Raw genomic sequence first — 11,144 nt, 5'->3', positions numbered from 1 at the left:
CGTTCCCCGGGCTGGGGACCGGGTCGCCACGGGGGGGCTGGGGGGGCCCCGCCCCGGTGGCTGGCATTGACGGGTGTTGCGGCGCCCCTACCCGCCCCCCCACTCCTCCGTTGCAGGCGGAATGCCTTACAGCGTCAGCGCCCGCTGGATGAGCACCGACTGCTCCTGCGCGTGACGCTTCGCCGAGCCGGCAGCCGGCGACGCCGATGCCGGGCGCGAGATCACGCCGATCGGACGCGGGCCGAGCTTGGAGGTCTCCAGGATGATGAACGGCCACGCCCCCTGGTTCTCGGGCTCGTCCTGTGTCCACACCAGCTCGGCGTTGGGGTAGGAGTCGGCCACGGCCTTCAGCTCGGCGCCGGGGAGCGGGTAGAACTGCTCCACGCGCACCAGGGCGATCTCGGGGTTGGGATTCTTCTCCAGCTCGTTCACGAGGTCGTGGTAGAGCTTGCCCGCCATGAACAGCACGCGCTTGACGGCCGCCTTGTCGGTGATCCGTGCGTCGTCGATCACGGGCTCGAACTTGCCGCTCGTGAACTCCGACACGTCGCTGGACGCACCGCGCAGGCGCAGCATCGCCTTCGGGGTGAACACCACCAGCGGCCGTCGCGGCCGCGCGTACGCCTGGCGGCGCAGCAGGTGGAAGTACGACGCCGGGGTCGACGGGCGCGCGACGGTCATGTTGTTCTCGGCGCACAGCTGCAGGTAGCGCTCGATGCGGGCGCTCGAGTGGTCGGGCCCCTGACCCTCGTAACCGTGCGGGAGGAGCAGGACGAGCGACGAGCGCTGGCCCCACTTCTGCTCGGCCGACGAGATGAACTCGTCGATGATGATCTGCGCGCCGTTGGCGAAGTCGCCGAACTGCGCCTCCCACAGCACCAGGGCATCGGGCCGCTCGACCGAGTAGCCGTACTCGAAGCCCATGGCCGCGTACTCGCTGAGCAGCGAGTCGTAGATCCAGAACTTCGCCTGGTTGTCGCTCAGGTTGGCCAGCGGCAGCCATTCCTGGCCGTTCGCGCGGTCGTGGAGCACCGCGTGGCGCTGCACGAACGTGCCGCGCCGCGCGTCCTGACCGGCGAGACGCACCGGAGTGCCCTCCAGCAGCACCGAGCCGAGGGCCAGCAGTTCGCCGAAGCCCCAGTCGATTCCGCCGTTGCGGCTCATGTCGCTGCGCTTGTTGAGGAGCTGCTGCAGCTTGGGGTGCACCGTGAACCCGGCGGGCGGGTTGTTGAACGCATCGCCGATGAGCTGGATGACCTGCTCGCTGACCGCCGTGGTGTCGGGCTCGCCCACGTTGTCGTCGCTGCCCTGCTGGGCGTCCGGGTGCTCGAGGTCGGCTGTGCTGTCGCCCTGGGTGATGACCGGCGTCGAATGGGTCTGTGCCGCGTGCGTCTCCATGAAGGCGCGCTCGAGGCGGTCCTGGAAGTCGCGGTGCGCGGCCTCGTACTCCTCCTCGGTGATGTCGCCGCGGCCGACCAGGGCCTCCGTGTACAGACGGCGCACCGAGCGCTTCGCCTCGATGAGGTTGTACATCAGCGGCTGCGTCATCGACGGGTCGTCGCCCTCGTTGTGACCGCGGCGGCGGTACGCCACGAGGTCGATGACGACGTCGCGCTTGAACTCCTGGCGGTACTCGAAGGCGATCTGCGCCACGCGCACCACGGCCTCCGGGTCGTCGCCGTTCACGTGGAAGATCGGAGCCTGGATGGTCTTGGCCACGTCGGTCGAGTAGACCGACGAGCGGCCCTCCGCGGGGGGCGTGGTGAAGCCGACCTGGTTGTTGATGTTGACGTGGATGGTGCCGCCGGTGCGGTACGCCCGCAGCTGCGACATCTGCATCTGCTCGACCACGATGCCCTGACCCGCCATCGCGGCGTCGCCGTGGATGAGGATCGGCAGGGTGAGGAAGGTGCCCGCGGGGCGGCGGTCCTGCTTGGCGCGCACGATGCCCTCCAGGACGCCGTCCACCGCCTCCAGGTGCGAGGGGTTCGCGGCGAGGTAGACCGGGATCTCGGCGCCGTCCGTGCCCTTGAAGGTGCCCTCGGTGCCGAGGTGGTACTTGACGTCGCCCGAGCCCTGCACGGTGCGCGGGTCTTGGGTGCCCTCGAACTCGCGGAAGATCTGACCATAGGTCTTGCCGGCGATGTTGGTGAGCACGTTCAGGCGACCGCGGTGGGCCATGCCGATCGCGGCCTCGTCGAGGCCCGCCTCCGCCGCACTCTGCAGGATCGTGTCGAGGAGCGCGATGGTCGATTCCCCGCCCTCGAGGCTGAATCGCTTCTGACCGACGTACTTGGTCTGCAGGAAGGTCTCGAACGCCTCGGCCTCGTTCAGCTTGCCGAGGATGCGCAGCTGCTCGTCGTGGCCCGGCTTCTCGTAGGGGCGCTCGAGCTTGTCCTGGAACCACTTGCGTTGCGCCGGGTCCTGGATGTGCATGTACTCGATGCCGACGGTGCGGCAGTACGAGTCGCGGAGGACTCCGAGGATGTCGCGCAGCTTCATGGTGCGCTTGTCGCCGCCGAACGCGCCCGTGACGAACTCGCGGTCGAGGTCCCAGAAGGTGAGTCCGTGGTTCTCGATCTCGAGGTCGGGGTGGCTGCGCTGAACGTACTCGAGCGGGTCGATGTCGGCCATCAGGTGGCCGCGCACGCGGAACGAGTTGATGAGCTCCTGGACGCGGGCGGTCTTGTCGACCGCGCTCGCCAGGTCGACCGAGATGTCCGGGTTCCAGTGGATCGGCATGTACGGGATGCGCAGTTCGGCGAAGATGTCTTCGTAGAAGTTGCGCTTGCCGATCAGCAGCTCGTGGACGATCTTGAGGAACTCGCCGGAACCGGCGCCCTGGATGACGCGGTGGTCGTAGGTGCTGGTCAGTGTGATGGTCTTGCCGATGGCGAGCCCGGCGAGGGTCTTCTCGCTCGACCCCTGGAACTCGGCCGGGTATTCGAGAGCCCCTGCGCCGATGATCGCGCCCTGACCCTTCATCAGGCGCGGCACCGAATGCACGGTGCCGATGCCGCCGGGGTTGGTCAGCGAGATCGTGGTGCCGGCGAAGTCGGCGGCGGTGAGCTTGTTGTTGCGCGCCTTCGACACCAGGTCTTCGTACGCGGCGAGGTACTCGCCGAAGCGCATCGTGTCGGCGCGCTTGATGCTCGGCACCAGCAGGGCGCGCGTGCCGTCGGGCTTGGGCAGGTCGATCGCGATGCCGAGGTTGATGTGGGCGGGAGCGACGACCGACGGCTTGCCGTCGACCTCGTCGTAGTAGACGTTCTGGCTCGGGAAGTCCTTGAGCGCCTGGATGAGCGCCCAGCCGATCAGATGGGTGAACGACACCTTGCCGCCGCGGGCGCGCTTGAGGTGGTTGTTGATGACGATGCGGTTGTCGATCATCAGCTTCGCCGGGATGGTCCGGACGCTCGTCGCGGTGGGAACGCTGAGCGAGGCGTCCATGTTGGTCGCGAGCGACTTGGACATGCCGCGCAGCGGAGTGACCTTGTCCTCCTCCGCTGCCTCGACCGTGGCGTTGGGGGAGGTGACCGGCGCGTCGGCCGGGACCGGCTGCGGCTTCGGCGCGATCGACGTGGTGCGCGCCACCGGCTGCGAGCCGATGATCGGGATGGGTGTCGTGACCGGGCGGGGCTCGGCCGGCGCGGCCGACTCGGCGGGCGCAGCTGGCGGCTCCGGAGCGCCCGGTGCGGGGGCCGGCTCGGCGGGGGCGGCGGGAGGAGTGGGGACGGCCGGCTCGCTCGGAGCGGGGGCCGTCGGCTCGCTCGGGGTGGGGACGCCCGGCTCTGCCGGGGTCGGGGCGGGGGTCTCGCCAGGGGTGGAAGCTTCGCCGTCCTTCACGGTCGGCTTGTAGCTCTCCAGGATCGGCCACCAGGACTTGTCGACCGAGTTCTTGTCCTGCACGAACTGTTCGTACAGTTCGTCGACGAGCCACTCATTGGCTCCGAATTCGCCCGACGATCCGTCGTCGGTTCCCACACCGGTCAATTGGCTCGACACAGCCGATCGCCCACTCTCTCCGTTGATTTCGTTCCGATCGGGGGTCCGTCGACCACCCGTCTCCATCCGAGCATCAAGCCTAATCCCATCGGGCACCGGGTGCGGCCGTCCGACCCGGAAGGATACCGTTATTCCCATGCAGTTCTATGCCACGACCCCGCGTCACGATCTCACCTATTCGGACGTCTTCCTGGTGCCGTCGCGCTCGGACGTGACGAGCCGCCTCGACGTCTCGCTCGCACCCGAGGACGGCACGGGTGCGACCATCCCGATCGTGTCCGCCAACATGAACTCGGTGACGGGCAAGCGGCTCGCCGCGACCCTCGCGCGCCGCGGCGGCCTCGGGGTCCTGCCGCAGGACATGCACCTGCAGGACCTCGACGAGGCCATCCGCTGGGTCAAGGCGCAACCGGTCGCTTTCGACACCCCGTATTCCGCCCTCCCGCACGAGACGGTCGCCGACGTTCTGCGCCGCGTGCCCCCGGTGGAGGGGCACGGCGTCGTCGTGAGTGACGACGACGGCCGTTACCTCGGCTGCCTCGCCGCCGTCCAGCTCGGTTCGGCGCTGCCCGACGCGCGCATCGGCGACCTCCTGCACGGCGCGCTGACGTCGCTGGAGGCGGAGGACCTCCCCGACGGCCGGGCGGCGTTCGACGTGATGGAGGCCGCGGGGCTCGCATTCGCGCCTGTGCTCGACCACGGTCGCGTGGTCGGGACGCTGAGCCGCACGAGCGCCCTGCGCTCCACCATCTACACGCCCGCGCTCGACGCCCACGGCCGGCTGCGGGTCGCGGCGGCGGTCGGCATCAACGGCGACGTCGCAGCCAAGGCGAAGGCGCTCGCCGCCGCCGGCGTGGACGTGCTGGTGATCGACACGGCCCACGGCGACCAGGACGGCATGCGCCGCGCCATCCGCACCGTCAAGGGCCTCGGGCTCGGGCTTCCGATCGCCGCGGGCAACGTCGTGACGGAGCAGGCCGTGCGCGACCTGGTGGCCGCGGGCGCCGACATCCTCAAGGTGGGCGTCGGCCCCGGCGCGATGTGCACGACGCGCATGATGACCGCGGTGGGCCGGCCGCAGTTCTCCGCCGTGCTCGAGACCAGTGAGACCGCGCGGGAGCTCGGCGCCCACGTCTGGGCGGACGGCGGGGTGCGGTACCCGCGCGACGTGGCCCTCGCGCTCGCCGCCGGCGGTGCGTCCGTGATGATCGGATCGTGGTTCGCCGGGACGATCGAGGCGCCGGGAGCCCTCGTCGCCGACGAGCGCGGTGCGCTCTACAAGGAGAGCTGGGGGATGGCCTCCACGAAGGCGGTGAAGGGTCGGTTCCAACGGCTGGACGCGTTCGAGCAGGCCCGCAAGACGCTCTTCGCGGAGGGCATCTCGAGCTCGCGCATCTACCTCGACCCGCTGCGGCCCTCGGTCGAGGACCTCCTGGACATGATCACCACCGGGCTGCGCAGCTCGTTCACGTACGCCGGAGCGCGGACGCTGGCCGAGTTCCACGACCGCGCCCTCGTGGGGATCCAGTCGGCGGCCGGCTACGAGGAAGGCAAAGCCCTCCCCGTCAGCTGGTGAGGTGCTTCCTCACGTCCTCCCGCGACACGCCGAACGAAGCGGGAGGACGTGAGGAAACGATCGGGGGACGCGGGTCATGACCCGTTTCCGGAGCCGGACTGGCCGCCGAAGCCGCCGCCGGAGCCGGACTGGCCGCCGAAGCCGCCGCCGTCGCCTCCGAACTGGCGCGGCGTGAAGTTCTGCCCGGTGCCGAAGCCGCCGCGGGCGCCGTCGATCGCGTGCGCGGTGAAGTAACCGGCGAAGAACACCACGACGAGCACGGCGGCCGCACCGACCGCCAGTGCCGTGTTCTGCGCCCAGGTGGGCCAGCGATGCAGCACGCTACCGTGCGACGTCGGCGGCTGCGGCGCGTGTGGCTGCGGTACGTACTGCGGCTGCGGAGCATACTGCGGTGTCGGCTGCCCGTACCCGGGCGCGGCGTGCGGCGCCGGCTGCCAGGACTGGCCGGGATTCGGGACGGTGGTGCTCATGGGCGGATCCTCTCGGTGGACTCTCTGCCGCGAGGATGCCGCCGCTCGCTTCGGGAGCCCTATGGCGTGTCGATGGGCACGCTGGGAATCGCCTTCCGGCCGCGGGAACCCAGCATCCGCGCGATGCGCGCCGCTATACTGACTCGCGAAATGGACGACCCTCCTTCTGCCAGCCCATTCCATCCGACGAGTCCCCCCGAGTGGGGTGGTCGCCGTGCTCTCTGAGTGGATCATGCTGGGGGTCGGCCTCCTGCTCACCATCGGCACCGGGCTCTTCGTGGCCAGTGAGTTCGCCCTCGTCAACCTCGACAGAGGCGATCTGGAAGCACGGCGGGCGCGCGGCGAGTCCCGGCTGGCCATGACGATCGCCGCGCTGAAGATCACCTCGACGCACCTGTCGAGCGCGCAGCTCGGCATCACGCTGACCACGCTCCTCACCGGTTACACGATGGAGCCCGCGCTGAGCACCCTGCTGCGCGGCCCGCTCACCGCGCTCGGCCTGCCCGGTGCGGCGGTCGTGCCGATCGCCTCCGTCGTCGCGATCGCCGTGGCGACGCTGCTGTCGATGATCCTCGGCGAGCTCGTCCCGAAGAACTTCGCGCTGGCGCTCCCGCTCGCGACCGCCAAGCTGGTCATCCCGTTCCAGACCGTCTTCACGACGGTGTTCCGCCCGTTCGTGTTCCTCCTCAACGGCACCGCGAACGCCTTCCTCCGGATGCTCGGCATCGAGCCCAAGGAGGAACTGTCCGCCGCACGCACCGCCGACGAGCTCTCGTCACTCGTGCGCCGCTCGGCGAGCGCCGGCGTGCTCGAAGATGACACCGCCACGCTGCTCAGCCGCACGCTCGCGTTCTCGACGCGGACGGCCTCCGACGTGATGACTCCCCGGCCCCGGGTGGAGGCGGTCAAGCGCACCGACCCGGCGCAGACGGTCATCGGCCTGGCCCGCAGCACGGGCTATTCCCGGTTCCCGGTCGTGGACGAGGACGTGGACGACGTCGTGGGCTTCGTGCACGTCAAGCAGGCCGTCGCCGTCCCTCGTCAGCGTCGTGGCCGCGTGCCCGTCTCTGCGCTGCAGACCGAGGCGCTGCGTGTGCCGGAGACCATGAGCCTGGACACGCTGCTGGGTGAACTGCGCGGCCGGGGGTATCAGATGGCAGTGGTCGTCGACGAATACGGGGGCACCTCCGGCATCGCCACGCTCGAGGACCTGGTGGAGGAGATCGTCGGAGAAGTCGCAGACGAGCACGACCGAACGCGGGCCGGCGTGGTCCGCGGTCGCGACTCCATCACGTTCCCCGGCATCCTGCGGCCGGACGAACTGCGCGAGCAGGCCGACGTCGCGGTTCCCGAAGACGGCCCGTACGAGACCGTCGCGGGCTTCGTCATGAACGAGCTCGGGCGGCTCCCGAAGGTCGGCGACGAGGTCGCCATCGGCGGCGGCACGCTCCGCGTCGAGCGTCTGGACGGCCGCAGGGTCGATCGCATCCGGTACACCCCCGACCCGGATGCGCCGGCTGCGGGAGGTGACGTATGAGCGACTGGGCCGGCATCGCCTGGCTGGTGGTGCTCCTCCTCGTGAACGCGTTCTTCGTGGGGGCCGAGTTCGCGGTCATCTCCGCGCGCCGTTCGCAGATCGAGCCGCTCGCCGAGCGCGGGAAGCGCAGCGCGAAGACTGCGCTCTACGCCATGGAGCACGCGACGCTCATGCTCGCGACGACCCAGCTCGGCATCACGGTGTGCTCGCTGCTGATCCTGAACGTCTCCGAGCCGGCCATCCACCACCTGCTCGAAGTCCCGCTCTCGGCGACCGGCTGGTCGGAGGACGTGATCGGGACCGTCGCGTTCGTCATCGCGCTGGTCGTGGTGTCGTTCCTGCACGTCGTCTTCGGCGAGATGGTGCCCAAGAACATCTCCTTCTCGATGCCGGACAGGGCGGCGCTGCTGCTCGCGCCTCCGCTCGTCGGCGTGGGGCGGGCGGTGCGGCCGATCATCGTCGCTCTCAACGCGACGGCCAACAGCGTGCTGCGGCTGTTCCGCGTGGAGCCGAAGGACGAGGCGGCCAGCACGTTCACCCTCGACGAAGTCGCGACCATCGTGAACCAGTCGACCCGGGAGGGGCTGCTGACCGACCGGACCGGCGCGCTCACTGCGGCGTTCGAGTTCACCGCCAAGAAGGTGCGGGATGTCATGGTCAAGCCGGAGACGCTGGTCTCGCTGCCACCCGCCCCGACCCCGGCCGACGTCGAGAGGGCGGTCGCGAAGCACGGTTTCTCGCGCTACGTCGTTCCGGATGCCGACGGCGAGCCGACCGGTTACCTGCACCTCAAAGACGTCCTCGACCTGGAGGAAACCGGCTTCGACCTCCCGGTTCCGGCCAAGCGCGTGCGCCGGCTGGTGACCGTCTTCGTCGACAGCGATCTGGAGGACGCGCTGGAGAGCATGCGCCGCACGGGAAGCCACCTGGCGCGGGCCGTGGACGGCGAAGGCGCCACCGCGGGCGTGCTGTTCCTCGAGGACATCATCGAGGAGCTCGTGGGCGAGGTCCAGGACGCCACCCGGCGTCGGTGATGGCGACGGCGGCCGTGCAGCGCGATCGGCCGCCGTCCTGTCGTCAGTCGCTCAGGCCGAGCAACTCGTTCAGCGGCGTCGTGCGGTCCCACGTCGCGCCGTCGGCGACGATGGTCGGTGTCGAGAAGCCTTTCGTGCCATTGGGCGACGTCGTCTGCGCCCGCGGGTCGGCGGTGATCCGAGCCGTCTGCTCAGCCACCCAATCGGCGAAGGTGGACGCGCGGATGCAGGAGTCGACGGAGTCCTCCTGGATTCCCTCGTTGTGCAGCACCTCGATGATCTCGTCCGTCGAGAGGCCCGGTCCGCCCTCCTCCGGCTGGTGCGCGAACATCGCGGCCTGGGCGGAGAGGAACCGTTCGGGTGCACGGTCGGCGAAGCACGCTGCCGCGTTCGCCGCCCGCGTGGAGTAGTCGGTCGTGTACTGATGGTCGAGGATGGCGACCGGGAAGATCTCGAGTGTCGCCTCGCCGGCGGCGACGCGGCGGAGGAGGGCTTCGCCGTACTGGGCCTCGAACGCCTCACATGCCGGGCAGGCCCAGTCGATGAAGGTCTGCACATGGGTCCGGTCGTCATCGAGGTCCCAAGCGGTCACCGTCGGGTCTTCGCCGGCGCGCAGCGCGGATGACAGCTCGACTCGCACTGCGCCGTCGGCGCCCGTGACGACGATGGACCCCGATTCCATGTTTCGCGGTCCTGCCGCCGGAGTGGGGCCAGGCCGCAGCGCGAAAGCCCCGAGCACGGCTCCGGCCACGATGATCACCGCCGACGAGGCGACGAGGGGGAGCAGCGCCCTGCGCCGCCAGGTCCGCCGATCGCCGGCCTCCTGAGGCTGCCGCGTGATCTCGCGCGCTTCAGCGGTACTTCTCTTCTTCTGCGGTTTGTTCGGCACCGGTGAAATGTAGCGTATCGATCTGGGCAATGCCTCAGCCGCGCTCGGGTGGACAGTCCGGTCGAGCGGGCCGTGGCACCGCGATGGGAGTAACATGCCGCGCGGAAAGAAGAGGAGAAATTCTCATGTTATCGTCCAGCAAGACCTACTCCGTCCTCCCGGCATCAGACCTCTCCCGCGCCATCGCGTGGTTCCGGGACAAGCTCGAACTCGAGCCTGAGGATGTGAGCGAGCAAGGAGCTCGGTACCGCACGGGTGGAGACTCCTGGATCTACATCTACGAGACCGCCAACGCCGGCACGGCCCAGAACACCGCGATGTGCTGGCTCGTGGAGGACATCGCCGCCGAGATGGCGCACCTGCGCGACAGAGGCGTCGTCTTCGCGGACTACGACTTTCCCGGGCTGAAGACCGAGAACGGCGTGGCGACCGACGACGAAGGCAAGTCGGCCTGGTTCCAGGACAGCGAGGGCAACTACCTCTGCCTGACCCAGCCCAATACGCCCATGTGACCGGTGCCCGCGCCGCGCGGCCGCCGCGTCAGTCGCGCCAGCGCGCCCGCAGATACTGCGCCGGCCAGTAATCGACCGCGACGCCGAGTTCGTGTGCGGCCCGCAACGGGAAGTGCGGGTCGCGGAGGAGTTCGCGCGCCAGCATGACCGCGTCCGCGCTTCCGTTCTCGACGATGTCGGCCGCCTGCTGCGGCGTCGTGATCAGGCCGACGGCGCTCACATCCACTTCGGCGGAGCTGCGGACGTGCTCGGCGAACGGGACCTGGTAGCCGGGTTCGAGTGGGATCCGTACGCCGGTCTGGATGCCGCCGGACGAGATGTCGAAGAAGTCGGCCCCGGCCTCCTGCGCCCACCCGGCGACGGTGGCGGTCTGCTGCTCATCCCATCCGCCCGGGGTCCAATCGCTCCCGGAGAACCGGACGAACAGCGGAACGGCGTCGCCGACAGCCTCGCGCACCGCCGCCACGATGCGCAGCAGCAGACGCGCGCGGTTCTCCAGCGAGCCGCCGTACTCATCGGTGCGGTGGTTGGCGATGGGCGACAGGAACTCGTGCAGCAGATACCCGTGCGCCGCGTGCAGCTCCAGAATGCGGAACCCGACGTCGACGGAACGGCGTGCCGCGGAGCGGAAGTCGTCGACGATCGCATCGATACCCGCGTGGTCGAGCTCAGCCGGCACCGCGAGGTCGCCGAATGCGACGGCCGACGGTGCGACGGCCGTCCAGCCGCCCTCGTCGGCGGGGACGGACCCGTGCCGGTCCTCGAAGCCCCACGCCGGCCAGCTCGACGCCTTGCGCCCGGCGTGCGCGAGCTGGATGGCGGGCACAGCGCCCTGAGCCGCGATGAACTCGACGATCGGCCGCCAGGCCTCCGCCTGCTCATCGGTCCAGATCCCCGTGTCGCGCGGAGAGATCCGGCCCTCCGCGTTCACCGCGGTCGCCTCGGTGAAGACGATGCCGCTGCCACCCGCGGCGAGCGAGCCGAGGTGGACCAGGTGCCACGTCTGCGGCACGCCTGATTCGTCCAGCACGGAGTACTGGCACATCGGCGAGGTCCAGATGCGGTTGCGGACGGTGACGTCGCGCAGGGTGAGCGGATCGAAAAGGGAAGTCATACCGAGA

The 11,144-nt window shown here is 69.7% G+C and carries 8 protein-coding genes; 4 read left to right on the top strand and 4 right to left on the bottom strand.

Going from position 1 to position 11,144, the window contains the following annotated elements:
- Positions 1 to 126 precede the first annotated feature (126 nt).
- A complete protein-coding gene (locus Q0Q23_RS14725) occupies positions 127 to 4,005 on the bottom strand; it encodes a multifunctional oxoglutarate decarboxylase/oxoglutarate dehydrogenase thiamine pyrophosphate-binding subunit/dihydrolipoyllysine-residue succinyltransferase subunit (RefSeq protein WP_295125508.1) in 3,879 nt (1,292 codons plus the stop codon).
- A 136-nt stretch (positions 4,006 to 4,141) separates the two neighbouring features.
- Here Q0Q23_RS14725 and Q0Q23_RS14720 point away from each other — a divergent pair, with 136 nt between their 5' ends.
- Positions 4,142 to 5,581 (top strand): GuaB1 family IMP dehydrogenase-related protein, encoded by a 1,440-nt coding sequence (locus Q0Q23_RS14720; RefSeq protein WP_295125505.1) that lies wholly within the window; start codon positions 4,142 to 4,144, stop codon positions 5,579 to 5,581.
- A 74-nt stretch (positions 5,582 to 5,655) separates the two neighbouring features.
- Here the strand turns inward: Q0Q23_RS14720 and Q0Q23_RS14715 are convergent, their stop codons facing one another.
- Complete coding sequence (locus Q0Q23_RS14715) at positions 5,656 to 6,051, bottom strand: hypothetical protein (protein ID WP_295125502.1); 396 nt, start codon at positions 6,049 to 6,051, stop codon at positions 5,656 to 5,658.
- Between the two features lie 232 nt (positions 6,052 to 6,283).
- On the opposite strand from Q0Q23_RS14715, the gene Q0Q23_RS14710 reads away from it, so the two are divergent.
- Positions 6,284 to 7,588 carry a hemolysin family protein gene (locus Q0Q23_RS14710; protein WP_295125514.1) on the top strand — a complete coding sequence of 435 codons (1,305 nt, stop codon included), beginning with the start codon at positions 6,284 to 6,286 and terminating at the stop codon, positions 7,586 to 7,588.
- Positions 7,585 to 8,622, top strand: coding sequence for a hemolysin family protein (locus tag Q0Q23_RS14705; RefSeq protein ID WP_295125499.1), 1,038 nt, complete (start codon positions 7,585 to 7,587; stop codon positions 8,620 to 8,622). Before Q0Q23_RS14710 ends, Q0Q23_RS14705 begins: the two co-directional genes overlap by 4 nt.
- A gap of 43 nt (positions 8,623 to 8,665) precedes the next feature.
- On the opposite strand, the gene Q0Q23_RS14700 is transcribed toward Q0Q23_RS14705, so the two are convergent.
- Complete coding sequence (locus Q0Q23_RS14700) at positions 8,666 to 9,511, bottom strand: thioredoxin domain-containing protein (protein ID WP_295125496.1); 846 nt, start codon at positions 9,509 to 9,511, stop codon at positions 8,666 to 8,668.
- Positions 9,512 to 9,636: 125 nt separating this feature from the next.
- Here Q0Q23_RS14700 and Q0Q23_RS14695 point away from each other — a divergent pair, with 125 nt between their 5' ends.
- Entirely contained in the window at positions 9,637 to 10,023 is a 387-nt protein-coding gene (locus tag Q0Q23_RS14695) for a VOC family protein (protein ID WP_295125493.1), read from the top strand.
- Between the two features lie 28 nt (positions 10,024 to 10,051).
- On the opposite strand, the gene Q0Q23_RS14690 is transcribed toward Q0Q23_RS14695, so the two are convergent.
- Positions 10,052 to 11,137 (bottom strand): NADH:flavin oxidoreductase/NADH oxidase, encoded by a 1,086-nt coding sequence (locus tag Q0Q23_RS14690; protein WP_295125490.1) that lies wholly within the window; start codon positions 11,135 to 11,137, stop codon positions 10,052 to 10,054.
- Positions 11,138 to 11,144: the final 7 nt, after the last annotated feature.

The sequence above is a fragment of the uncultured Leifsonia sp. genome, assembly GCF_945957465.1.
Lineage (GTDB): Bacteria > Actinomycetota > Actinomycetes > Actinomycetales > Microbacteriaceae > Leifsonia.
Note: the sequence above shows the minus strand (reverse complement) of the source record. Positions and strands in the feature narration are given on the sequence as shown.